We start from the raw sequence: 24,086 nt of genomic DNA, 5'->3' as shown, positions 1-24,086 counted from the left end.
GGGCACGATCAGAGACTGAGCGGCAGCGCCGAGCCGACGCTCAGGAGCATCGGCGCGACACCGAGCAGAAGGAAGGCGGGCAGGGTGCAGACGCCGAGCGGGAGCAGCAGCCGCATCGACAGCCGAGCCGAGCGCAAGCGCCCCTCGACCCGCGCGCGATGCCGTGCGAGCGCCGCGGACGCCCGCAGGAGCTCGACGGCGGGAACACCCGCCGACGCGGACAGCGCGAGGATGCCCTCGGTCGTCGCCGCCGTCGGCTCGCCCGACGCGCGCTCGACGAGCCGGCGCCCCCGCTCGATCGAGACGCCGCCGCTCAGCGCGATCGCGAGCAGATCGGCGTCGAGCCCGGGAATGCCGTCCGCCCCGCCGGCCGCCCGAACGAGTGCCCCGCTCCAGCGGTGGGCGATCACCATCAGGACGACGCCCGCGACGAGGCATCCGATACCGAACGGGTTCGTCGCGAGCGTCGCGACGGTGTCGAACCCGAGGGCGACGCCGAGCACGACGGCGACGAGCGGCAACCAGGCCATGAGCTTCGCCGTGCCGGTGGGCTCGGCCAGCGCGACGCGCACGTCGTCGGCGGCCTCCTGCGCATCGCGCAACGCCACCGCGAGCCCGCGCAGGGTCTCGGCCAGCGGCGCTCCGACCGTCGTCGCGATGGTCCACGCCGCAGCGACGTCTCGCCACGCGCGTGCCGCCCCGGACGCGGACGGATGCCGCCGAGCAAACCGCCGACGCGGCTCGGGCGGCGTCTCGCCCGCCGCCGCGATCGCCGCGGCCGGCGACGCGGCGTGCTCGAGCGCACGGTGGACCGACAGCGCGTGCGGGTCGCCCGCCTCGGCGAGATGGCCCCACGCGCGGGCGGGGGCGACGCCGGCCTGCAGCAGCACGGCGAGCCGCAGCACCGTGTCGGCGACCGCCGCAGCATCCGCGCCCTTCACGTCAGCTCCATCATCGTGATCGCGAGACGTCCGTCGGCGACGACGGGGCGCCCCGCCCCCGCGAGCACTCTCGTGCCGTCGGCGCGGCGCGTCACGTGCAGCACGACGCCGATGGCGCTGGCCACCTGACGCGCCAGCGCCTCGTCGCCCAGGCCCGCCAGAGCGCCGAGCGCTTCGAGACGGGCGGGCACGTCGGCCAGGCTGTTCGCGTGGAGCGTGCCCGCTCCGCCGTCGTGGCCCGTGTTGAGCGCCGACAGCAGCTCGCGCACTTCGGCCCCGCGGCACTCCCCCACGACGAGTCGGTCGGGGCGCATCCGCAGCGCTTCGCGCACGAGACGTGCGAGGTCGACACCGCCGGCGCCCTCGAGATTGGGCTGCCGTGCCTCGAGCCGCACGTGGTGCGGATGCGCGAAGCGCAGCTCGGCGACGTCTTCGACCGTGACGATGCGCTCGGTCGCCGGGGCACCGGCCAGCAGCGCGGCGAGGAGCGTCGTCTTGCCGGCGCCCGCGGCCCCCGTCACGAGCACGTTCTCGCGCCGCGCGACGAGCGACTCCAGCAGCGCACGGCCCGCGGCGTCGAACATGCCGCGCGCTTCGAGCGACGGCAGGGTCGGATCCTCGACGCGCGGCACCCGGATCGAGATCGTCGTACCTTCGGCCACGGGCGGCAGGACGGCGTGCACCCGCAGGCCGTCACCGAGCCGCACGTCGACGCACGGCGTCGCATCGTCGATGTGGCGGCCCCCGAGGCCGATGAGAGAGACGGCGAGTTCGCGCACGTCTTCTTCGGCGGCGCGCCAACCGCCCACCGCGACGGGGCCGTCGCCCCGGTCGACGAAGAGCCCCGCCGCACCGTTGACGAACAGGTCGGTCACATCCGGATCGTCGAGGTACGGCGCGAAAGGAGCGAGAACGGGATGCCGCGCCCGTGCCGCGGCACGCCGGGCGACCGGCCGCTCGCGTGCTCCGTCGTCGACCGCGACGTGCGATCGCGGCTGGACGACGAAGGCCTGCGGCATGCATCGACGCTACGAGCGCGGAGCGGCGCCGCGGCCCGTGGTGGCGGCATCCGTGGACAGTCTCACCGGCTCCCACGTCTGTGGAGGAGCCGGAGAGACGGAGTGGCGGCATCCCATGGGGGGAATGGGATGCCGCCACCCCAGACACCGCTCGTCGGGGGATGTGCGGTGTCGAATGCCAGAATCGAATGTTCGGCCGGTCCCGAGCATAAGCGACGCGTCGGGCCGCACCCAACACCTGGAGAAGTATTCAGAGTGATATATCGGTCGTGTCCGCCACCCACTATCGGAGGTAGTGGGTCCGCAGCACCGCCGGTAGATTGCCTCGTCGAGGTCACCGGTGTCCGGAACGACCCCCACCGCAGCAAAGGAGCGCGACCGATGAGCGACATCACCACGGGCAGCCAGATCGACCACCTGCTGAACGAGACGCGCCGATTCGCCCCCTCCGAGGCGTTCGCCGCCGACGCCGTCGCGACACGGGCGCTGTACGACGAGGCCGCCGCCGACCGCGACGCCTTCTGGGCGGCACGGGCGCGCGAACTGCACTGGCACAAGCCGTTCACCGACGTGCTCGACTGGTCGAACCCGCCGTTCGCGAAGTGGTTCGACGACGGTGAGCTGAATGTCGCGTACAACTGCCTCGACCGGCACGTCGAGGCCGGCAACGGCGACCGCGTCGCACTGCACTGGGAGGGCGAGCCGGGCGATTCCCGCACCGTGACGTATGCGGAGCTCACCGACGAGGTCAAGCGCCTCGCGAACGTGCTCGGCGACCTCGGCGTCGGCGCGGGCGATCGCGTCGCCATCTACCTGCCGATGATCCCCGAGGCGATCGCCGCGATGCTCGCCGTCGCGCGGATCGGCGCGATCCACTCCGTCGTCTTCGGCGGGTTCTCGGCCGACAGTCTGCGCTCGCGCATCGACGACGCGGGCGCCAAGCTCGTCATCACCGCCGACGGCGGATATCGCAAGGGCAAGGTCTCGCCGCTCAAGCCCGCCGTCGACCAGGCCCTCGCCGACCGCAACGGGTCGGGCGTGCAGGAGACCGTCGAGCACGTCCTCGTCGTGCGCCGCGGCGAGAACGACGTGGACTGGACCGAGGGCCGCGACCTGTGGTGGCACGACGTCGTGCCGCAGGCTCCGGCCGAGCACGAGGCTCAGGGCTTCCCGTCCGAGAACCCTCTGTTCATCCTGTACACCTCGGGCACGACCGGAAAGCCCAAGGGCATCCTGCACACGTCGGGCGGCTACCTCACGCAGGCCGCCTTCACCAACAAGGTCGTGCACGACATCCGCCCCGAGACCGACGTGTTCTGGTGCACCGCCGACATCGGCTGGGTCACCGGTCACACGTACGTGACGTACGGGCCGCTCGCCAACGGCGCGACACAGGTGCTCTACGAAGGCACGCCCGACACTCCGCACCCCGGCCGGTGGTGGGAGATCATCGAGAAGTACGGCGTCACGATCTTCTACACCGCTCCCACGGCCATCCGCTCGTTCATGAAGATCGGGCGCTCCGTGCCCAAGAAGTACGACCTCTCGTCGATCCGCCTGCTCGGCTCGGTCGGCGAACCCATCAACCCCGAGGCGTGGATGTGGTACCGCAAGGTCATCGGAGGCAAGGCGGCGCCCATCATCGACACGTGGTGGCAGACCGAGACGGGCGCGACGATGATCTCGGCGCTGCCGGGCATCACCGAGACCAAGCCGGGGTCGGCGCAAGTGCCGATCCCCGGCATCTCGATCGACGTCGTCGACGAGGACGGCTCGCACGTCGGCAACGGCAACGGTGGACTGCTCGTGGTCACCGAACCCTGGCCGAGCATGCTGCGCGGCATCTGGGGCGACCCCGACCGATTCGTCGAGACGTACTGGTCGAAGTTCCAGGACCAGGGCTACTATTTCGCCGGCGACGGCGCGCGTCTCGACGACGACGGTGACGTGTGGCTGCTCGGACGCGTCGACGACGTCATGAACGTGTCCGGCCACCGCCTGTCCACGACCGAGATCGAGTCGGCCCTCGTGGGCAACGAGGCCGTCGCCGAGGCCGCCGTCGTCGGGGCGGCCGACGAGACGACCGGTCAGGCCGTGGCGGCGTTCGTCATCATCAAGCAGAGCTACCTCGCCGAGCATGCACCCAAGGGCCTCGCGCAGCTGCTGCGGCAGTGGGTCGGCGAGCAGATCGGCCCGATCGCGCGACCGCGCGACGTGTACATCGTCGACGAGCTGCCCAAGACCCGCTCGGGCAAGATCATGCGGCGCCTGCTGCGCGACGTCGCCGAGGGCCGCGAGGTCGGCGACACGACGACCCTCGCCGACACCGCCGTGATGTCGGTCATCAGCGCTCAGGTGCGCTGACCCCCGGCGTCCCCTCGCCACTGACGCCGAGACTGCAACGGGGCGCCGAGACAGCGGGGTAACCCCGCGGTTTCGGCGCCCCGTTGCAGTCTCGCGGTCAGAGGGTCAGGGGGTCAGGCGACGGAGAAGACGACCTCGACCTCGACGGGAGCGTCCAGCGGCAGGGCCGACACGCCGACGGCCGAGCGGGCGTGAGCGCCCGTGTCGCCGAAGACCTCGGCGAGCAGCTCGCTCGCGCCGTTGATGACGCCGGGCTGGCCGGTGAACTCGGGCACCGAGGCGACGAAGCCGGTCACCTTGACGACGCCCGAAAGGCGGTCGACGCCGCCGACGGCGGCAGCGGCCGCCGCGATCGCGTTGAGCGCGCACTGACGCGCGTAGCCCTGAGCATCGGATGCCGCCACCAGGCCGGCGCCCTCGCCGACCTTGCCGGTCGCCAGCAGCGACCCCGCGACGATCGGCAGCTGACCGGCCGTGTAGACGAGGTCGCCGTGCGCCTTGGCGGGGACGTACGCCGCGACGGGCGGGACGACCTCGGGCAGCTCGATGCCGAGCTCGGTGAGTCGGGTGGAAACAGTCATGGTCAGGCTCCCTCGAACTGCGTCGCGGCGGCGGCCGCGGCATCCAGTCCCGCATTGGCGGCGCCGCCGCCGGTGGGACGCTTGAAGTAGGCGACGAGACCGCCCTCAGGACCCGGCACGACCTGCACGAGCTCCCAGCCCTGCTTGCCCCAGTTGTTGAGGATCGCGGCGGTGTTGTGGATGAGCAGGGGCGTCGTGAGGTACTCCCACGTCGTCATACGGACTCCTCGATGGCAGAAGAACAGCGGTGGAAGACCGGATCGCAGCGACAAAAGCGCACGCGCCGTCGGGGGAAACCTCAGGTAGCTCCCTTACGATCAACCCTATGCCTGGAACGAAACGAACGGCCACCGGTGTGCTCGGCGGCCTCGCGGGTCTGGTCGGTCTGAGCGCTGTCGCGGGCCTTCTCGTGACCGCCACCGTCACCCCGGCCATCGCCGTCAGCGGCGCTGCGGCATCGAGTGCGCTCGACATGTTCGACAACCTGCCGAGCGTCCTCGACATCGAGAAGCTCATGCTCCCCTCGACGCTCATCGTCACCAACCCCGAGACGGGCGAGGAGCAGGAGTTCGCGAAGTTCTACGACCAGAACCGCTCCCCCGTCGAGTTCAACGAGGTCGCGACCGTCTTCTACGACGCGATCCTCTCGTCAGAGGACCCCCGCTACTACCAGCACGGCGGGGTCGACCTCATCGGCACGACGCGCGCCGTGCTGTCCAACGTGCAGGGCGGCGGCGAGACGCAGGGTGGCTCGTCGATCAGCCAGCAGTACGTCAAGAACGTGCTCGTGCAGCGCTGCGAGGCCAACGCCACCGCGACCGAAGAGAAGTCCCGCGAGCAGGTGCTCACCGAATGCTGGTCGGATGCCACGACGGCACAGGGCGCCGAGGGCATCCAGCGCAAGCTGCAGGAGATGCGCTACGCCATCTCGCTCGAGCAGAAGTACTCCAAGAACGACATCCTGCTCGGCTACCTCAACATCGCCAACTTCGGCGGACAGAACTACGGCGTCGACGCCGCGGCACGCTTCTACTTCGGTGTCTCGGCGGCTGACCTGAACGTCTCGCAGGCGGCGACGCTCGCCGGCATCGTGCAGAACCCCAACACGTACCGCTTCGACAAGGTCGGCGGCTCGATCTTCGACCGCGACGGCAACGCCTACAACAAGGCGGCCGACGGCATCATCGACGACATCGACGAGGCGCAGTTCGGACCGCTCAAGGCCCTCCTCAACGACGGCACCATCACCGAGGAGCAGTACGTCGCGGCGGCCGACCCCTACAGCGCGACGAAGGGTCGCCAGCTGTACGTGCTCAGCCGCCTGCTCGGCGACGGCAAGATCACCCACGACGAGTACGTCGCCGCCGTCATCGAGCCCATCACTCCGAACATCCAGGCGCCCACGATCGGATGCGCCGCGGCCGGCGGCGCCGCGTACTTCTGCCAGTACGTCAAGAACACGATCCTCTCCGACGAAGCGTTCGGCGAGACCCCCGACGACCGCATGCGCACGCTGCAGCGCGGCGGCCTCAAGGTCTACATCACGATGGACCCGCGCATGCAGGCCGCCGCGGAACAGTCCATGCGCGAAATCGTGCCCACGTCGGCTGAGGGCTGGACGGGACGCGAGACCGGGCGCCTGGGCTCATCGACCGTCAGCATCGACAACACGACCGGGCGCATCCTCTCGATCGCGCAGAACACACTGTTCACCGAAGATGCCAACCTCGCCGCCGACCCGAACTACTCCTCGCTCGTCTACGCGGGTGACCAGGTGACCGGCAAGTCCGGCGGGTTCAACGTCGGCTCGACGTTCAAGATCTTCACGCTCCTCGGCTGGCTCGAGGCGGGCAAGTCGGTCAACGAGACGATCAACGGCGTCAACCGCGTCTTCCCACGCATGACGAACTCGTGCACGGGCGACTGGGTCAACGTCGCGCGCGACAGAATCGGCAACTTCGGCAACGCCGGCGGTTGGGTCGGCACCCCGATGCGGTTCACCTCGACGTCGCTCAACTCCGGCTATCTCGCGATGGCCGAGCAGCTCGACCTGTGCGACATCGCCAAGATCGCGACCAAGATGGGCGTGCAGACCGGTGACGGACGGCCGATCGAGATGAAGTACGCGAACAACGTGATCGGTGACGACAACATCTCACCGGTCGCGATGGCCGGCGCGTACGGCACGGTCGCCAACAACGGCGTCTACTGCCAGCCCAAGGTCATCGACCGCGTCGTCGACTTCGACGGCGTCGAGCTGCCGATCCCCGAGCGCACGTGCACGACCGTGCTCGAGCCGGCGGTCGCCTCGACCGCGGCCCTCGCCCTGGCGGGCGTCATGAACGGCGGCACGGGCTCGGGCGCGAACCCGCGCAACGCCCCCGTGCTCGGCAAGACCGGTTCGCACGAGGAGTACCAGTCCTGGATGGTCGAGTCCTCGACGCGCGTCTCGACGGCGGCGTGGGTCGGCAACAGCGACGGGTTCGGCGACATCTTCCGCAAGTACGCCAACGGCTACCGTCTCGCTGACATGCGCTACCCCCTGGCGCGGCAGACCCAGTTCGCCGCCAACCAGCTCTACGGCGGCGACCAGTTCTCGCGTGAGTACGGCGAGCTGACCCGCCAGGTGCTGCGCGACCTCCCGAACGTCGTGGGAATGTCGGTCGATCAAGCCCGCGCCGAGCTCGAGGGAGCAGGTTTCTCGGTCAACGTCGGCGACCCCGTCGACGGCACCGAGGCATCAGGCACCGTCGCCCAGCAGGACCCCGGCGCAGGCCGGGTACCCGCCGGCACGACGGTCACGATCCGCCCCAGCAACGGGCAGGGTGTCGCGGTGCCCGACGTCAGCGGAGCATCGCTGAACGAAGCCAAGGGAAGACTGCGTGATGCGGGCTTCGGCAACGTCTCGGACGGCACGTGCACCGAGAACGGCGACATCGACGGCGACGGACGACGCGTGACGGCCACCGACCCCGCCGCCGGCACCGTCCTGAACCGCAACTCGGCCGTCTCCGTGAACTACGCCGCCCGCAAGTGCTGATCGGCTCGGCCCGCTCGAGCGCTCTCGCGACCCTCGGGATCGTGGGGGCGCTCGGCGCCGGAGCCACAGTGTGGGGCATCGGCATCGAGCGGTACCTGTTCACGCTGCGCACCCACGAACTGCGGCTGCTTCCGCCGGGTGCCGCGCCCCTGCGCATCCTGCACATCTCGGACGCCCACATGGCACCCTGGCAGCACCGCAAGCAGCAGTGGATCGCCCGGCTCGCCGAGCTCGAACCCCATCTCGTCGTCGACACGGGCGACAACCTCGGGCACGCCGACGGGCTGCGCGGCATCCGCCGTGCCTATGACCCGCTCCGCGGCGTGCCGGGTGTCTTCGTGCACGGCTCGAACGACCACACGGCGCCGAGCCCGCGCAACCCGTTCAAGTACTTCAGCGGCCCCTCGAAGATCACGCGCACCGAGGTCGACCTCGACACCGCGGCGCTCGATGCCTATCTGCGCGACGACCTCGGCTGGCTCGACCTGAACAACGACGCCGGATCTCTGCATGCCGGCGATCTGCGCATCGACGCCTTCGGCGTGCGTGATGCCCACCGCTCCTGGGACCGGCTCGGCGCCCTGCCTCCACGCCTCGACGAACTGCGCGCGGACGGCACGGCCGATCTCACGATCGGCGTGACGCACGCTCCCTATCGCCGCGTGCTCGACGCGTTCACCGATCTCGGTGCCGACATGCTCCTCGCGGGGCACACGCACGGCGGGCAGGTGCGGTTGCCCGGAGTCGGCGCCCTCGTCGCCAACTGCGACATCCCCCTCGATCAGGCGCGCGGGCTCAGTGCCTGGGCGCACGACGGACGCGTCGTTCCCCTCAACGTGAGCGCGGGCCTGGGGCATTCGATCTACGCTCCCGTGCGATTCGCGTGCCGTCCCGAAGCGTCGCTGCTCACGCTTCTGCCGCGCGGCTGACGGCGTTCGAAGCACTCTCGCCGATCGGGTAGACTCGTGGGGTTGCCGTGCGAGCGGCGACGGGGTGTGGCGCAGCTTGGTAGCGCGCTTCGTTCGGGACGAAGAGGCCGCAGGTTCAAATCCTGTCACCCCGACCAGATCTTTCTCGGAGGATGCAGTGACCGTCCGTCTCGTCGCCTTCGACCTCGATGACACCCTCGCACCGTCCAAGAGCGCGATCGATCCGCGCATCGGCGACCTGCTCGTCGCTCTCGCCGAGCGCGTCGAGGTGGCGATCATCTCGGGTGGCCAGCTCGCCCAGTTCACGGCCCAGGTCATCGATCGACTGCCGGATGCCGCGAATCGCTGCCTCGACGCCTTCCACCTGCTGCCCACGTGCGGCACGCAGTACTACCGGCTCGCGCCGGAGGGCGTCGTGACGGTCTACGCCCACGCGCTGACCGACGACGAGAAGACCCGCGCACTCGCCGCGGTCGAATCCGAAGCACGCCGCCTGGGCCTGTGGGAACCCGAGCCCTGGGGAGACATCCTCGAAGACCGCGGATCGCAGATCACGTTCTCGGCGCTCGGGCAGCGCGCTCCCCTCGAGGCCAAGACGGCATGGGATCCGACCGGCGCGAAGAAGAACACGCTGCGCGCCGCCGTCGCCGAGCGCCTGTCCGATCTCGAAGTGCGCTCGGGCGGTTCGACGTCGGTCGACATCACGCATCGCGGGATCGACAAGGCCTATGGCATGCGGCAGCTGGCCGAGCAGACCGGCATCCCGCTCGAGGACATGCTCTTCGTCGGCGATCGCCTGGACCCCGACGGCAACGACTACCCCGTCCTCGCAATGGGCGTCGAGTGCCGCGCCGTCGAGGGCTGGGAAGACACCGCGGCGCTGCTCGACGAGCTGATCCCCACCCTGCCCCCGCGCTGAGGCGCCGCTCACTCCTCGCGCGCGGCGCCTCAGCCGCGCGCTACCCGCTCAGCCGCGCGCTGCCCACCACCGTCGCGCTACCCCGCCACCGTCGCGCTACCCCGCGACCGTCGCGCTCCCCTGCCACCGTCGCGCTACCAAAACCTGCCGCCGCGATCGTTCTCTCGGTAGCGCGCGCAGGTTTCGGTAGCGCGACCACTCAGATCGGGAGCGTACGCAGGATTCGGTAGCGCGACCCGAACTCTGCCGCGCAGCGCGACCCACCACATCGGTAGCGCGCGCAGGTTTCGGTAGCGCGACCCGAACTCTGCCGCGCAGTGCAACCCACCACATCGGGAGCGCACGCAGGTTTCGGTAGCGCGACCCACCACATCGGGAGCGTACGCAGGATTCGGTAGCGCGACCCGAACTCTGCGCGGCGGCGCGACCCGCCACATCGGTAGCGCGCGCAGATTTCGGGAGCGCGACCCGAACTACGCCGGGTAACGCGACCCGAGCTACGCCGGCGCAGCGCGACGCATCAACATCGGCGTCCCCGCCTGCGAGCGTCAGGCCGGGGTCTTGGCCTCGTGCGAGGCAGCGCGCACACGCGGTGCTCCCCCGGCCTCGGCTGCCGCGGGACCGCCGGCCAGCGGCAGCAGCCGCGTGAGCTGCGTCACGTGCCGCGGCTCGAGCTCGGCGAGCGACGAGACGCCCAGGAGCTTCATCGTGCGCTCGATCTCGTCGCGCAGGATCGTGATCGTCCGGTCGACGCCCGCGCGTCCGCCCGCCATGAGCCCGTACAGATACGCGCGGCCGATGAGCGTGAACTTCGCGCCCATCGCGATCGCGGCGACGATGTCGGCGCCGTTCATGATGCCCGTGTCGATCATGACGGTCGCGTCGGCGCCGACTTCGCGCACGACCTCGGGCAGCAGGTGGAACGGCACGGGAGCCCGGTCCAGCTGGCGCCCGCCGTGGTTGGAGAGGATGATCCCGTCGACGCCGGCGTCGATGAGTCGCTTGGAGTCCTCGACGTTCTGCACGCCCTTGATCACGATCTTGCCGGGCCAGAGGTCGCGGATGACCGCGAGGTCGTCGTAGCTGATCGTCGGGTCCATGGCGGCATCGAGCAGTTCGCCGACCGTTCCGCCCGTCGTCGACAGAGACGCGAACTCGAGCTTCGGCGTCGTGAGGAAGTCGATCCACCACCACGGACGCGGGATGGCGTTGATGATCGTGCCGATCGTGAGCTGCGGCGGGATCGAGAAGCCGTTGCGCTTGTCCCGCAGACGAGCACCCGCGACGGGGGTGTCGACGGTGAACTGCAGCGTGTCGAACCCGGCCTCGGCGGCGCGGCGCACGAGACCGTACGAGATCTCACGATCGCGCATGACGTACAGCTGGAACCAGTTGCGACCGTGGGGATTCGCCTTGGCGACGTCTTCGATCGACGTCGTGCCGAGGGTCGACAGCGTGAACGGGATGCCGGCGGCCCCGGCCGCCCCCGCTCCGGCCGTCTCACCCTCGGTCTGCATGAGGCGGGTGAAGCCGGTCGGCGCGATGCCGAAGGGCAGCGCCGAGGGACCGCCGAGGATCTCGGTCGACATGTCGACCTCGGCGGCGGGGCGCAGGATGTCGGGGTGGAACTCGACGTCCTCGAACGCCTGCCGTGCCCGTGAGAGCGAGAACTCCCCCTCTGCCGCGCCGTCGGTGTAGTCGAAGGCGGCCTTCGGCGTGCGGCGCTTGGCGATCGTGCGCAGATCGGCGATCGTGAGCGCGGCGTCGAGCCGGCGCTTGCGTCCGTCGAGCTCGGGCTTTTTGAACTGCATGAGCTCGAGCAGCTCGCTGGGCCGCGGAAGCTGGCGTTTCACCATGGTGCGCCTTTCAGGGGCTCGTGCGGGCCAAGCCCGCGTGAGCGTAGTAACCGGTGATGTGGTCGTGGACGAGTGTTCGCGCGAGCGGGGCATCCCCGGCATCGACAGCGGTGAGGATGGCCCGATGCTCGTCGCGCAGGCGCGAGGCGGTGGCATCCCAGTCGAGGATCTGCTCAGCGCCTTGCTGCACGTACGATTCGATCGCGGTGCGCAGCCCCGCCATCGTGGCGGCGATGACCTGATTGCCCGAGGCCTCGGCGAGCGCGAGGTGCAGTTGAGCGTCGAGCGCGAGGAACTCGGCCGGGGTCAGATCCGCGGACTCCATCGCGTCGAGGATCTCGTGCGCCTCGGCGAGCGAGCGATCGGGAGCGGACGCGAGCGCCTCGACGACGGCGGCCTCGAGCACGAGACGCGTCGCGACGACGTCATCGAGCGGAAATCCGTGCGCCGCGACCTGGAGGCGCAGCAGCACCGACATGCCGCCCTTCGGCGTCGCCGTGATGATGGCACCGGCCGTCGGCCCCGAGCCCCTCGCCGTGCGCAGGAGTCCCATCACCTCGAGCACGCGCAGCGCCTCACGGACGCTCGATCGACCGACTCCGAGGGATGCCGCGAGCTCGCGCTCGGGCGGAAGACGATCCCCCGGATGCAGACGGCCCTCGAGCAGATCGGACTCGATCGTCTCGAGAACGAGCCGCCACGCGCGTGCGGCGGGAAGTGCCGGCGTGGTCGGGGACGAGGACATGCGGAGCTCCGTTGCGTTTGTGGTCTGACCACGCTAGCGCGTGGTCAGACCACATGCAAGCCCTAAAGTGTCAGCCATGGATCCGCTCGTCGTCACGCTCATCGTCGCCGGCGCCGTATGCGCCTTCTGCTGGATCGCCTCGCTCATCACGAAGGACACCTCGTGGGTCGACCGGCTCTGGTCGATCGTGCCGGTCGTCTACGTGTGGATCTTCGCCGGGGCGGCCATCGCCGCGGGAGAGGACGCCGCGCGCCTGATCGTCATGGCGGTGCTCGTGACGGCATGGGGTGCCCGGCTGACCTTCAACTTCGCGCGCAAGGGCGGGTACACCGGCATGGAGGACTACCGCTGGGCGATCCTGCGCGCGCGGATGCGTCCCTGGCAGTTCCAGCTGTTCAACCTCTTCTTCATCGTGCTCTACCAGAACGCGCTGCTCGTGCTCATCACGCTGCCCGCATACATCGCGTGGCAGCATCCGGCGCCGTTCACGATCTGGGACGGCGTCTTCGCCGTCGTGTTCGCGGGCTTCCTCGTGTTCGAGACGGTCGCCGATCAGCAGCAGTGGGCCTTCCACGCGCGGAAGAAGCGCGCGGGCGGCCACCTCGAGCCCGGGTTCCTGACGGCCGGCCTGTTCCGCTGGAGCCGCCACCCGAACTTCTTCGCCGAACAGGCCCAGTGGTGGATGGTCTATGCGATGGGCGCCACCGCGGCCGTGGCATCCGGTCTGGGCTTGTGGGGAGGTGCGGTCAACGGGACGATCGTGGGCGCACTGCTGCTCACGGTGCTCTTCATCGGCTCGACGATGTTCACAGAATCGATCTCGGCCTCCAAGTACCCCGCGTACGCGGAGTACAAGCGCACGACCTCGATGCTCGTGCCGCTCCCGCCGCGCAAGCCCGCCGCGTCCTCGAAGAAGGCGCCCAAGAAGAAGCCCGCGAAGGCGCGCAAACCCGTCGCGCGGCCCGCATGACGGCTCAGACCGACGCGTACCCCTGCGGGTTCTTCGTCTGCCAATTCCAGTAGTCGCGGCAGGCATCGTCGATCGTGAGCCGCGTCTGCCAGCCCAGCTCGCTGCGAGCCTTCGTCGGGTCGCAGTACGTCGCCGCGACGTCGCCCGGGCGACGCTCCAGGATGACGCGAGGCAGCTCGCGACCCACCGCCGCCTCGAACGACGTGATCAGCTCGAGGACGCTCACGGGCACGCCCGTGCCGAGGTTGAACACGGCGAAGCCCGGCTCAGCCTTCTCGAGAGCCGCGACGTGCCCTTCGGCGAGATCCACGACGTGGATGTAGTCGCGCAGCCCGGTGCCGTCGGGTGTGTCGTAGTCGTCTCCGAACACGCCGATGCGATCGAGCGAGCCGATCGCGACGCGCGACACGAACGGCATGAGGTTGTTGGGGATGCCGGCGGGATCCTCGCCGATGAGTCCCGACGGGTGCGCCCCCACCGGGTTGAAGTACCGCAGCACCGTGACGTTCAGCTCGGGATGCACCCGCGCGACGTCGGCGAGCACGACCTCGTTCATGCGCTTGGACTTGCTGTACGCGTTCGACAGGTCTACGCTCGTCGCCGACTGCTCGGTGAAGGGCAGATCGGCCGGGTCGGAGTACACCGTGCCCGTGCTCGAGAAGACGAACGAGCGGATACCGTGGGCGAGGCCCGCGCGCAGCAGCGCGAAGGTCGTGTCGAGGTTGTTCGAGTAGTACTCCAGCGGCTTCTGCGTCGACTCCCCCACGGCCTTGAACGCCGCGAGGTGCACGATCGCGTCGATCGGGCCGTGGTCGGCGAACACCTGCTCGACGGCGACATCGTCGGCGGCATCCCCCACCACGAGAGGCACGGCACGGCCCGAGATCTCGGCGACGCGCTCGGCGGCGACGGCACTCGTTCCGGACAGGTCGTCGAGCAGCACGACATCGTGGCCGGCATCGAGCAGGGCGACCGCCGTGTGGGTTCCGATGTAGCCGGCTCCGCCGGCGAGGAGAACGCGCATCCCCCTAGCCTAGATGCGGGTCGTGTCCGTGCTGCGAAGCAGCGTGGAGGCGGCCCGGATCTGGATCGAGTAGCCGGCGGAGGCGGCGTGTCGACATCTCCTGCCCCGTCAGCCGAGCCGTCCTCCCGACTCGCTCAGATAGCACTCGGCGCACATCGACTCGTAGGTCACCCGGTCGCTCGACAGCTCGTCGATCGCGACCTGGTCGCCGTCGAACACGAACCGCCCGCCGACGAGCCGCGCGTTGAAGAGCGCCTTTCGTCCGCAGCGGCAGATGGTCTTGAGCTCTTCGAGACTGTGCGCGAGTTCGAGCAGCCGCAGGGAGCCCGGAAACGCTTCGGTGCGGAAGTCGGTGCGGATCCCGTACGCGAGCACCGGGATGCCGTCGAGCACGACGATCCGCAGCAGATCGTCGACCTGCGCGGCCGTGAGGAACTGCGCCTCGTCGACCAGGAGGCACGCGACATCGGCCGCGCGGCCCGACATCGACGCATCGGGGATGAGCGTCTCCACCGCGTCATGGCGCAGCCGCGAGCGATGAGCGGCGAACAGCGCCCGGAGGTCGTCGTCGGGACGGATGAGGAAGTCGACGGGCCGGGACATCCCCAGGCGCGACGAGACGTGGTCGGCGTCCTTCGTGTCGATCGCGGGCTTGGCCAGCAGCACGCGCTGACCGCGCTCTTCGTAGTTGTACGCCGCCTGCAGCAGTGCGGTCGACTTGCCGGAGTTCATCGCCCCGTATCGGAAGTACAGTTTCGCCACGTGCCGAGCGTAGTCGCGCCGAGGTCGCCTCGCGACGCGACGGTCGACGCAGGGATCCCCTACGGGCGCTCCCACGACGCGATGCCCCCGCGCACCTCGCGGAAGCTCGGCGCGGGGCGCGGCACCTCTCCGACGCGCGGCAGCCACGCGGCATCCCGCATCGCGACCTTCGCACGCAGGTGCCCGTGTTCATAGGCGAGCTGGCCGTCGGTCACGGTGATGCCGGGCGTGGCGGCATCCGGGCGCAGGATCCGCGTGCGGTCGAACGAGTATCCGCGGGCGGTCGCCTCGGCCCACAGCGCCTGCAGGAAGTGGCCGATCGCATCGATCGGCTCGGCGCACGCGTGGAAGCGCTCGAGCTGCGGATGCCGCGTGTAGCCGACCGTCGCGCCGGTGAGCACCTTCTGTGCGAGAAGCGCCTCACGCCAGCACGCGACGAGGCCGACCCGGTCGAGCATCTCGGGGTGCAGCGACCAGAGCCTCACGGTGCGGGTGTCAGGCCAGGATGGAGAGCGTTTCGGCCGTCTCGGCGATCGATGCCTCGGCCACGTCGGGTCGCGTGTTGAGGGTCTCGCCGTAACTGGGCACGAGCTCGCGCAGGCGGCCCTCCCACGCGGGCAGCTGCTCGGGGAAGCAGGTCTTGAGCAGTCCGAGCATGATCGAGACGGCCGTCGACGCTCCGGGCGACGCCCCGAGCAGACCCGCGATCGTGCCGTCCGCGCCCGTGATGACCTCGGTGCCGAACTGCAGGACGCCACCCTTCTTCGGGTCCTTCTTCATGACCTGTGCGCGCTGGCCGGCCTGGATGAGCGTCCAGTCCTCGTCCTTCGCGGTGGGCATGAAGGTGCGCAGGCTGTCGACCTTCTTCGCGTGGTCCTTCATCAGCTCGCCGACGAGATAGGTGATGAGCGAGGGGTTGTCGATCGCGACCTTCATCATGGGCCAGAGATTGCCCGGTCGCACCTGCGCCACGATGTCGGTGATGCGGCCGTTCTTGAGGAACTTGGGGCTGAAGGTCGCGAAGGGGCCGAACAGGAGCGATGCCTCGCCGTCGACGACACGCGTGTCCAGGTGCGGCACCGACATGGGGGGCGCGCCGACCGAGGCCTGCGAGTACACCTTGGCCTTGTGCTGCGCGACGATCGCGGGGTTCGTGGTCTTGAGGAACTGTCCGCCGATCGGGAAGACGCCGTATCCCGAGATCTCGGGAATCCCCGAGGACTGCAGCAGCTTCAGCGCCCAGCCGCCCGCCCCGACGAACACGAAGCGCGCATCGGTGAAGCCCGGCGTGTGACCGATCGTGTTGCGCCAGTTCAGGCGCCACGTGCCGTCCTTCCGGCGACGGATGCTGCGCACCTCGTGATTCGTGACGACATCGACGCCGCGGTCGCGCAGGTGGTCGAAGAGCTGACGGGTGAGCGCGCCGAAGTCCACATCCGTGCCGGCCGGCACGCGGGTCGCGGCGAACGGCTCGCCGGCGACGCGCTTGTCCATGAGCAGCGGAGCCCACGTGTTGATGACGCGGGAATCCTCGCTGTACTCGATCCCCGCGAACAGCGGCTGATCCTTGAGCGCCTCGTAGCGCTTCTTGAGGTAGGCGACATCCTTCTCGCCCCGCACGAACGTCATGTGCGGCGCGGGATTGATGAACGTCGAGGGGGCATCGAGCACGCCCTCATCGACGAGCGTCGACCAGAACTGCCGGCTCTGCTGGAACTGCTCGTTGATCGCGATCGCCTTGGCGGGGTCGACGGTGCCGTCGGGCCCTTCGGGCATGTAGTTCAGCTCGCACAGCGCGGCGTGGCCCGTGCCGGCGTTGTTCCACGCGTTCGAGCTCTCGAGGGCGACGTCGCCGAGTCGTTCGACGACGACGATCTTCCAGTCAGGCTGCAGCTCGGACAGCAGCGTGCCCAGGGTGGCACTCATGATGCCACCGCCGACGAGAACGACATCCACGGGTTCGGTCACCATACGATTCTAGGCGCGCCCGCGTGCACGCCCCGACCGCTCAGACTCCGACGCCGTCGCGGAGCGACGCGGCGACGAGTTCGGCGATCTGCACGGTGTTGAGCGCGGCGCCCTTGCGCAGGTTGTCGTTGCTGATGAACAGCGCAAGCCCCTTGCCCTCGGGCGCGGACTGATCGGCGCGGATCCGGCCGACGAAGCTGGGGTCCTTGCCGGCGGCCTGCAGCGGCGTGGGCACCTCGTCGAGCGCGACACCGGGCGCCTCGGCGAGAACGGCGCGGGCGCGCTCGGGCGAGATGTCGCGCGCGAACTCGGCGTTGATGCTCAGCGAGTGCCCCGTGAACACCGGAACGCGCACGCACGTGCCCGCCACACGCAGCTCGGGCAGCTCGAGGATCTTGCGGCTCTCGTTTCGCAGCTTCTTCTCTTCGTCGGTCTCGTCTTCGCCGTCGTCGACGATCGAACCGGCGAGCGGGATGACGTCGAACGCGATGGGGGCGACGTACTTCTCCGGCTGGGGGAAGTCGACGGCAGACCCGTCGTGCACGAGCCGGAGCGTATCGCCCTGCGCGAGGACGCCCTCGACCTGGCCGAGCAGCTCTTGCGCACCCGCGAGGCCCGAGCCGCTGACGGCCTGATACGTGCTGACGATGAGGCGCTCGAGCCCGGCCTCGGCGTGCAGGGCCTTCAGCACCGGCATGGCGGCCATCGTCGTGCAGTTCGGGTTGGCGATGATGCCGCGCGTGGCTTCGGCGATCGCGTGCGGATTGACCTCGCTCACCACGAGCGGAACGTCTGGGTCGAGACGCCACGCGCTGGAGTTGTCGATGACGACCGCGCCGGCTTCCGCGAAGCGCGGGGCGTGCGCGCGGCTGCCCGTCGCGCCCGCCGAGAACAGCGCGATGTCGATGCCTGCGGGGTCGGCGGTCGCGACATCTTCGATGATGACGGTCGTGCCGCCGAAGTCGATCGACGTGCCCGCAGAGCGGGCCGTGGCGAACAGGCGCAGTTCGCGGATCGGGAAGTCGCGCTCGACGAGGATCTCGCGCATGACGGTGCCGACCTGTCCGGTGGCGCCGACGATGGCGAGGGATACTCCGGAGTCGGAGATGCGGGTCATGGTGTCGGGTCCTCTCGGGTGGCTCAGCGACCGGTTCCGGCGTGGACGATCGCTTCGATCTCGCCGTCGAGGTCGTAGGCGGTGTGCACGGCGCGAGCGGCCTCGGCCAGGTCGTCGCCGCTGACGACGACCGAGATGCGGATCTCGGACGTCGAGATCATCTCGATGTTGATGCCGGCGATCGACAGCGCCTCGAACAGCGTCGCCGAGACGCCCGAGTGCGTGCGCATGCCGGCGCCGACGACCGAGAGCTTTCCGATCTGGTCGTCGTGCAGCAGGTTCTCGAATCCGACCTCGGCCTGCTCCGCGGCGAGGGCGCGCAGCGCGACGCTCGCCTCGATCTTGGGGACCGTGAACGAGATGTCGGTGCGTCCGGTGGTCGCCGCGGACACGTTCTGCACGATCATGTCGACGTTGGCGCCGGATTTGGCGACGACCTTGAAGATCTCGGCGGCCTTGCCCGGCACGTCGGGAACGCCGACGACGGTGACCTTGGCCTGGCTGAGGTCCGTCGCGACTCCCGCGACGATCGGCTCTTCCATCTGTTCTCCCTTTTCGCCGTCGGGAAGCGTCATTCCCGGTCCCAGCACGTAGGTCCCGACGCCCGAGCTGAAGGTCGAGCGCGCGTGGATGAGCACGCCGTGCCGACGCGCGTATTCGACGGCGCGGATGTACAGCACCTTCGCACCGTTTGCCGACAGCTCGAGCATCTCTTCGCTCGTGACCACCCGCAGCTTGCGCGCCTTCGGCACGACGCGCGGATCGGCGGTGAACACACCGTCGACGTCGCTGTAGATCTCGCAGGCGTCGGCATCCAGTGCCGCGGCGAGCGCGACGGCTGTCGTGTCGGTGCCCCCGCGGCCGAGCGTCGTGATGTCGCGCGTGTCGCGGTTGAACCCCTGGAAGCCCGCGACGATGACGATGGCGCCCTCGTCGAGCGCCTCGCGCAGGCGCACGGGCGTCACATCGACGATCCGCGCCGCGCCGTGCGTGGCATCGGTGATCATGCCCGCCTGGCTGCCCGTGAAGGATCGCGCCTCGAAGCCCATCGAATGGATCGCCATCGCCAGCAGCGCCATCGAGATGCGCTCGCCGCTCGAGAGCAGCATGTCGAGCTCGCGCGGGGCGGGGATGGGCGCGACCTCGGTCGCGAGTTCGAGCAGTTCGTCGGTCGTGTCGCCCATGGCGCTCACGGCGACGACGACGTCGTGGCCGGCGCGGCGGGTATCGACGATGCGCTTCGCCACGCGCTTGACGCCCTCGGCATCCGCGACAGACGACCCGCCGTATTTCTGGACGATCAGCGCCACGATGGAACTCCCCGGATGCACGGACGGATGCCGCACACAGACCTCCATCTTACGGAGCCGGCCATGCCCTCCCGCTCATGTGACGACGTCGCTAGAGTGCACGTCATGAGCGGGTTCCTGCAGGAGTGGAGCGAGTTCAACGTCGCGATGACGGGAGCCACGGCCGCTCTGGCGGGCCTGGTCATCGTCGCGGCGAGCGTCAACATCGGCGACATCGTCGCCTCCCGCCCCCTGACGGCTCGGCTCGGGTCGGCGATCGTGATGCTCGTCGTGGCGCTCATCGCCTCGGCCCTGGGGCTCGTGCCCGGCATCGACGGGCTGTGGTTCGGCGGTCTCGTCGTGGCGGCAGCCCTCATCGCACTGGGATTCCAGATCGCCACGGCGCGGGTGCTCGCCGCCGACCGGGATCCGCGCGACGGCGCACGATGGGCGAAGTCGCTCCTCGGGTTCGTTCCCGCGGTCGCCTATCTCGCCGCGGGTGTGCTCGCGCTCGCGGCGCAGCCGGCCGCTCTTGCGGTGGCCGCCGCCGGCGCCCTCCTCGCGATCGTCGGCGCGATCCTCGTCTCCTGGGTCGCGCTGGTCGAAGTGCTGCGCTGAGCGGCGCGGTCGAGGGCGGCTCAGCCGAGTGCGACGGGTGGGATGTCGCCCGGCGGCTTCTTGGCGCGAAGCGCGCCGCCGGTCGCCGCGAGCCAGCATCCGAGGATCACGAGCGGGAAGCCCACGATCAGCCCCGGCGTGATCTGCTCGCCGAGGATGATGACGCCGAGGATGATCGCCACGACGGGGTTGACGTAGGTGAACAGCGGCGCGCGCGACGGCCCGACGAGATCGATCAGCGCGAAGAAGACGATGAAGGCGACCGCGGTGCACACGACCGCGAGCAGGACGAGCGCCGTCGTGCTCTCGAGCGTCGGCATCTCGTGCTGCGTGAGCAGGGCGATCGGCAGATAGAAGATGCCGACGGCGGCGAGCGAGATCGTGATGGTCCCGAGCGCGGGGATGCCCTTGAGCTTGTGCGCGACGATGAACGGCGCGATCGCGTACCCGATGGCGACGAGCAGCAGCTCTCCGATGGCGATGAGGGCGCCCGGACCGCCGACGGCCAGGCCCGGACCGGCGACGATGACGGCGACCCCGCCGAAGCCGATCGCGAGTCCGATCACCCTCGACGGCTTCAGGACCGACCGGTCCCCCGCCGTGAAGGCGACGATCGCGGCGAACAGCGGCACCGTCGCGACGAGGAGTCCCGTGAGCCCCGAGGGCAGCGTCTGCTCGGCGTGGCTCAGGAGCAGGAAGGGCCCGGCCATCTCGACGGCCCCGAACACGAGCACCCAGCCGAGCTTCTTCCACGCGGGCCGCAGCGCTCCCTGCCGCATCGCGAACGGCAGCAGGATGAGGGCCGCGATGAGCGTGCGCCCGGCGACGACGGATGCCGGTGAGTACGAGTCGACCGCCTGCTTGATGAAGAGGTAGGGCATGCCCCACAGCAGGCACATCGCACCGAACAGCACCCAGGCTCGCGGAGTGAACCGCTGGAGTACGGCGGTCATCCGACCGACCGGCGCCCTTCGAACGCGCGACCGAGCGTGACCTCGTCGGCGTACTCGAGGTCGCCGCCCACGGGCAGACCCGACGCGAGCCGGGTCACGACGATCTCGAGCGTGTGCAGCAGTCTGCTCAGATACGTCGCGGTCGCCTCGCCCTCGAGGTTGGGGTTCGTCGCGAGGATGACCTCTTGCACCGTGCCGTCGGCGAGTCGCTGCATGAGCTGCGTGATGCGCAGGTCGTCGGGGCCGACGCCGGCGATCGGGCTGATGGCGCCGCCCAGCACGTGGTAGAGACCGCGGAACTCTCGCGTGCGCTCGATCGCCGCGACGTCTTTGGCGTCTTCGACGACGCAGATGAGCGTCGCGTTGCGTCGCGGATCGCGGCAGATGCTGCAGCGGTCCTGCTCGGAGACGTTGCCGCACACATCGCAGAAGCGCACCTTCTCACGCACCTCGCTGAGCAGCTGGGCCAGGCGCGAGACATCGAACGACGGCGACTGCAGGATGTGGAACGTGATGCGCTGCGCCGATTTCGGGCCGATGCCGGGAAGCCGGCCGAACTCGTCGATGAGGTCTTGGACGATGCCGTCGTACATGGTCTATCCGAACTTCGTCGCGGGCGTGTAGGGCTCTTCTCGCACGAACGTCGCGCCGAGCATCTGACGCACGACCGCCTCGCCGTAGCGCTGCACGCCGTCGGCGCGACGCGGGGGTGCGATCCGCGGCGCCACGACGGGCGGCACCGGCACGGGGTCGAGCTGCTCGGCATCGATCTCGTCGTCATCGACCGGCTCGATCGACGGCGTCACATCGGCCGGAGGCAGCACGGCGCCGTCGTGCGCGAGGGTCATCGTGCGGGAGTGAGCGGATGCCGCATCCTCGGGTTCGTCGTCGACGGCGAGGGATGCCGCCACAACGCCTGTCCCCCGTGCGGAGGCCGCCCCCGGTGCCGGCGCATCGGGGGCCGCCGGCGCGTCGGGAGTCGCCGGAATAGGTGCGACGGCCCATTCGGTGACGGGCGAGGCCGACGGCGATGCGCGCCCGGGAGCGGGCGCCGTGCGTTCGGGCGCCGGCGAGCGCGGCACCGGGTCGGGCGAGAGGCCGGATGCGGGAGCTGGGCGCGAGGGACCGGGGCGATCGGAAGGGTCGTCGTCGGGCGGCGGCGGGTCGTCGGACGGCGGCGGTGCCTCGTCACGTCCCGCCGGCGGCGGGCCGTCGAGCCGCGTCCGGAAGCGCACCTGGACGCCGAGGGTGTCGGCGATCGCCTGACGCACGTCGACATGGGCGTCGGTGCCGCCCATGGCACGCGGCTTGAACCGCTCGAGGTCGCTCGCGCTGCGGAACGCGAGCGTGATGTTCGGCGCCGCGGGGTCGCCGTCGAGCTCGATGACGCGCGTCGCGGAGGCGAGCAGCCACGACGAGCGCCGCATCTGCTCGAGGCGCGAGAGCACTTCGGGCCACGCATCCTGAATGCGCTGCAGCGTGACCGGACCCGTGGCGACGGGCTCGGCCGCCGGTGCCGACACAGGAGATGCAGGTGCCGGCGCGGAAGCGACGGGAGCCGGCGCAGCGGGTGCCGGCGCGGAAGCGACGGGAGCCGGCGCAGCGGGTGCCGGCGCGGAAGCGACGGGAGCCGGCGCAGCGGGTGCTGGCGCGGAAGCAGCGGGAGCCGGCACGGAAGCAGCGGGAGCCGGCGTGGAAGCGGCAGGTGCGGCCGGTGCCTGAGCAGCGGGCGCGGGAGCGCCAGCGGTGGGAACCTGGGTGCGTGCTTCGGTCGTCGCCCGTGGCGACTCGGCCACCGCCGGTCCGCTCGCGAGGACACGTGCGACCATGAGCTCGAGCTGCAGGCGCGGCGAGGTCGCACCCGTCATGTCGTCGAGCGTCGCGATGACGATGTCGGCCGTGCGCGACAGCCGTGCCGGGCCGAACGCATCGGCCTGACGGGTCATGCGTGCGAGGTCTTCTTCGGAGAGACCGCGCAGCACGGCGGAAGCGCCCTGGCCCGTCGCCGCGATGATGATGAGGTCGCGCAGCCGTTCGAGCAGGTCGTCGACGAAGCGTCGCGGATCCTGCCCCGTCTGCACGACGCGGTCGATCGCCGCGAACGCCCCGGCGGCGTCGTTCGCCGAGAAGGCGTCGACGACCTCGTCGAGAAGCTCGGCGTGGGTGTAGCCCAGCAGCGAGACGGCGCGCTCGTACCGCACGATCACACTGGCTGTACCGGTTCCTGAGCCCGTCGAAGGACCGGTTCCTGAGCCCGTCGAAGGACCGGTTCCTGAGCCCGTCGAAGGATCGGAGCCGGCGATGAGCTGATCGAGCAGCGAGAGCGTGTCACGCGGAGAGCCGCCCCCGGCGCGCACGACGAGCGGCAGAACACCGGCTTCGACCTCGACGCCCTCGCTCGTGCAGAGCTCTTGCACGTAGTCGAGCATCGCGGCGGGCGGCACCAGCCGGAAGGGGTAGTGGTGCGTGCGCGAGCGGATCGTGCCGATGACCTTTTCGGGCTCGGTCGTCGCGAAGATGAACTTGACGTGATCGGGGGGCTCTTCGACGAGCTTGAGCAGCGCGTTGAAGCCCTGCGGCGTCACCATGTGCGCCTCGTCGAGGATGAAGATCTTGAACCGGTCGCGCGCGGGCGCGAAGATCGCGCGCTCGCGCAGATCACGCGCATCGTCGACGCCGTTGTGGCTCGCGGCGTCGATCTCGACGACGTCGAGCGACCCGCCCCCGCCCCGACCGAGCTCGACGCAGCTGTCGCACGTGCCGCACGGGGTGTCGGTCGGCCCCTGCGCGCAGTTCAGACAGCGCGCGAGGATGCGAGCCGATGTCGTCTTGCCGCAGCCGCGCGGCCCCGAGAAGAGGTAGGCGTGACCGACGCGGTCGCCGCGCAGCGCCGTCATGAGCGGATCGGTGACCTGCGCCTGCCCGATCATCTCGCCGAAGGACTCGGGTCGGTACCGACGATAGAGGGCTGTGGTCACCCGCCTAGCCTAC

Annotated in this window: 21 protein-coding genes and 1 tRNA gene; 7 read left to right on the top strand and 15 right to left on the bottom strand. The window is 70.0% G+C overall.

Annotation, left to right across the window (positions count from 1 at the left end; genetic code table 11):
- Nucleotides 1-8: 8 nt before the first annotated feature.
- Both ACWICD_RS10340 and ACWICD_RS10335 read right to left on the bottom strand, forming a co-directional pair.
- On the bottom strand, nucleotides 9-941 hold the full coding sequence (locus ACWICD_RS10340) for a type II secretion system F family protein (RefSeq protein WP_376128539.1): 933 nt from the start codon (nucleotides 939-941) through the stop codon (nucleotides 9-11).
- Entirely contained in the window at nucleotides 938-1,960 is a 1,023-nt protein-coding gene (locus ACWICD_RS10335; RefSeq protein ID WP_454140094.1) for a TadA family conjugal transfer-associated ATPase, read from the bottom strand. Before ACWICD_RS10335 ends, ACWICD_RS10340 begins: the two co-directional genes overlap by 4 nt.
- Nucleotides 1,961-2,341: 381 nt before the next feature.
- Between ACWICD_RS10335 and acs the strand changes: the two genes are divergently transcribed.
- Nucleotides 2,342-4,324 (top strand): acetate--CoA ligase, encoded by a 1,983-nt coding sequence (gene acs / locus ACWICD_RS10330; protein ID WP_454140093.1) that lies wholly within the window; start codon nucleotides 2,342-2,344, stop codon nucleotides 4,322-4,324.
- Between the two features lie 113 nt (nucleotides 4,325-4,437).
- On the opposite strand, the gene ACWICD_RS10325 is transcribed toward acs, so the two are convergent.
- Complete coding sequence (locus tag ACWICD_RS10325) at nucleotides 4,438-4,905, bottom strand: RidA family protein (RefSeq protein ID WP_454140092.1); 468 nt, start codon at nucleotides 4,903-4,905, stop codon at nucleotides 4,438-4,440.
- Between the two features lie 2 nt (nucleotides 4,906-4,907).
- Nucleotides 4,908-5,123 carry a hypothetical protein gene (locus tag ACWICD_RS10320; RefSeq protein ID WP_376131342.1) on the bottom strand — a complete coding sequence of 72 codons (216 nt, stop codon included), beginning with the start codon at nucleotides 5,121-5,123 and terminating at the stop codon, nucleotides 4,908-4,910.
- 107 nt (nucleotides 5,124-5,230) lie between these two features.
- Here ACWICD_RS10320 and ACWICD_RS10315 point away from each other — a divergent pair, with 107 nt between their 5' ends.
- From ACWICD_RS10315 to ACWICD_RS10300, 4 genes are all read left to right on the top strand, one after another.
- Complete coding sequence (locus tag ACWICD_RS10315; RefSeq protein WP_454140091.1) at nucleotides 5,231-7,945, top strand: transglycosylase domain-containing protein; 2,715 nt, start codon at nucleotides 5,231-5,233, stop codon at nucleotides 7,943-7,945.
- Nucleotides 7,945-8,874, top strand: a complete 930-nt coding sequence (locus ACWICD_RS10310; RefSeq protein ID WP_454140102.1) for a metallophosphoesterase — start codon at nucleotides 7,945-7,947, stop codon at nucleotides 8,872-8,874. The genes ACWICD_RS10315 and ACWICD_RS10310 overlap by 1 nt, the downstream gene beginning before the upstream one ends.
- Nucleotides 8,875-8,934: 60 nt before the next feature.
- Nucleotides 8,935-9,011, top strand: a tRNA-Pro gene (locus tag ACWICD_RS10305).
- Nucleotides 9,012-9,031: 20 nt separating this feature from the next.
- Nucleotides 9,032-9,793: an HAD-IIB family hydrolase gene (locus ACWICD_RS10300; RefSeq protein ID WP_454140090.1), complete on the top strand. Its 762-nt coding sequence runs from the start codon at nucleotides 9,032-9,034 to the stop codon at nucleotides 9,791-9,793.
- 548 nt (nucleotides 9,794-10,341) lie between these two features.
- Here the strand turns inward: ACWICD_RS10300 and ACWICD_RS10295 are convergent.
- Both ACWICD_RS10295 and ACWICD_RS10290 read right to left on the bottom strand, forming a co-directional pair.
- Nucleotides 10,342-11,649 carry an alpha-hydroxy acid oxidase gene (locus ACWICD_RS10295; protein ID WP_454140089.1) on the bottom strand — a complete coding sequence of 436 codons (1,308 nt, stop codon included), beginning with the start codon at nucleotides 11,647-11,649 and terminating at the stop codon, nucleotides 10,342-10,344.
- A 10-nt stretch (nucleotides 11,650-11,659) separates the two neighbouring features.
- Nucleotides 11,660-12,394 (bottom strand): FadR/GntR family transcriptional regulator, encoded by a 735-nt coding sequence (locus ACWICD_RS10290; protein ID WP_454140088.1) that lies wholly within the window; start codon nucleotides 12,392-12,394, stop codon nucleotides 11,660-11,662.
- 76 nt (nucleotides 12,395-12,470) lie between these two features.
- On the opposite strand from ACWICD_RS10290, the gene ACWICD_RS10285 reads away from it, so the two are divergent.
- Entirely contained in the window at nucleotides 12,471-13,364 is an 894-nt protein-coding gene (locus ACWICD_RS10285) for a DUF1295 domain-containing protein (RefSeq protein WP_454140087.1), read from the top strand.
- A gap of 4 nt (nucleotides 13,365-13,368) precedes the next feature.
- On the opposite strand, the gene galE is transcribed toward ACWICD_RS10285, so the two are convergent.
- From galE to ACWICD_RS10255, 6 genes are all read right to left on the bottom strand, one after another.
- A complete protein-coding gene (gene galE, locus ACWICD_RS10280; protein ID WP_376125605.1) occupies nucleotides 13,369-14,388 on the bottom strand; it encodes a UDP-glucose 4-epimerase GalE in 1,020 nt (339 codons plus the stop codon).
- Between the two features lie 108 nt (nucleotides 14,389-14,496).
- Nucleotides 14,497-15,150: a thymidine kinase gene (locus tag ACWICD_RS10275; RefSeq protein WP_376125602.1), complete on the bottom strand. Its 654-nt coding sequence runs from the start codon at nucleotides 15,148-15,150 to the stop codon at nucleotides 14,497-14,499.
- A 59-nt stretch (nucleotides 15,151-15,209) separates the two neighbouring features.
- Nucleotides 15,210-15,635, bottom strand: a complete 426-nt coding sequence (locus ACWICD_RS10270) for a pyrimidine dimer DNA glycosylase/endonuclease V (RefSeq protein WP_376125599.1) — start codon at nucleotides 15,633-15,635, stop codon at nucleotides 15,210-15,212.
- A 10-nt stretch (nucleotides 15,636-15,645) separates the two neighbouring features.
- Nucleotides 15,646-17,121: a malate:quinone oxidoreductase gene (locus ACWICD_RS10265; protein ID WP_376125596.1), complete on the bottom strand. Its 1,476-nt coding sequence runs from the start codon at nucleotides 17,119-17,121 to the stop codon at nucleotides 15,646-15,648.
- A 37-nt stretch (nucleotides 17,122-17,158) separates the two neighbouring features.
- Entirely contained in the window at nucleotides 17,159-18,235 is a 1,077-nt protein-coding gene (locus ACWICD_RS10260) for an aspartate-semialdehyde dehydrogenase (RefSeq protein ID WP_376125594.1), read from the bottom strand.
- Nucleotides 18,236-18,258: 23 nt separating this feature from the next.
- Entirely contained in the window at nucleotides 18,259-19,545 is a 1,287-nt protein-coding gene (locus ACWICD_RS10255) for an aspartate kinase (protein ID WP_376125591.1), read from the bottom strand.
- A 105-nt stretch (nucleotides 19,546-19,650) separates the two neighbouring features.
- Here ACWICD_RS10255 and ACWICD_RS10250 point away from each other — a divergent pair, with 105 nt between their 5' ends.
- Entirely contained in the window at nucleotides 19,651-20,142 is a 492-nt protein-coding gene (locus ACWICD_RS10250) for a hypothetical protein (protein ID WP_376125589.1), read from the top strand.
- 20 nt (nucleotides 20,143-20,162) lie between these two features.
- On the opposite strand, the gene ACWICD_RS10245 is transcribed toward ACWICD_RS10250, so the two are convergent.
- From ACWICD_RS10245 to dnaX, 3 genes are read right to left on the bottom strand one after another with little or no spacing between them, the layout of a single operon-like run.
- The gene (locus ACWICD_RS10245; RefSeq protein WP_376125586.1) at nucleotides 20,163-21,095 is read right to left on the bottom strand and encodes a DMT family transporter; all 933 of its coding nucleotides are present in this window, start codon (nucleotides 21,093-21,095) and stop codon (nucleotides 20,163-20,165) included.
- Nucleotides 21,092-21,688 carry a recombination mediator RecR gene (gene recR, locus ACWICD_RS10240; protein WP_454140086.1) on the bottom strand — a complete coding sequence of 199 codons (597 nt, stop codon included), beginning with the start codon at nucleotides 21,686-21,688 and terminating at the stop codon, nucleotides 21,092-21,094. The genes ACWICD_RS10245 and recR overlap by 4 nt, the downstream gene beginning before the upstream one ends.
- A 3-nt stretch (nucleotides 21,689-21,691) precedes the next feature.
- Nucleotides 21,692-24,073: a DNA polymerase III subunit gamma/tau gene (gene dnaX / locus ACWICD_RS10235; protein WP_454140085.1), complete on the bottom strand. Its 2,382-nt coding sequence runs from the start codon at nucleotides 24,071-24,073 to the stop codon at nucleotides 21,692-21,694.
- Between the last annotated feature and the right edge of the window lie 13 nt (nucleotides 24,074-24,086).

The organism is Microbacterium sp. NPDC055357 (assembly GCF_053644835.1).
Note: the sequence above shows the minus strand (reverse complement) of the source record. Positions and strands in the feature narration are given on the sequence as shown.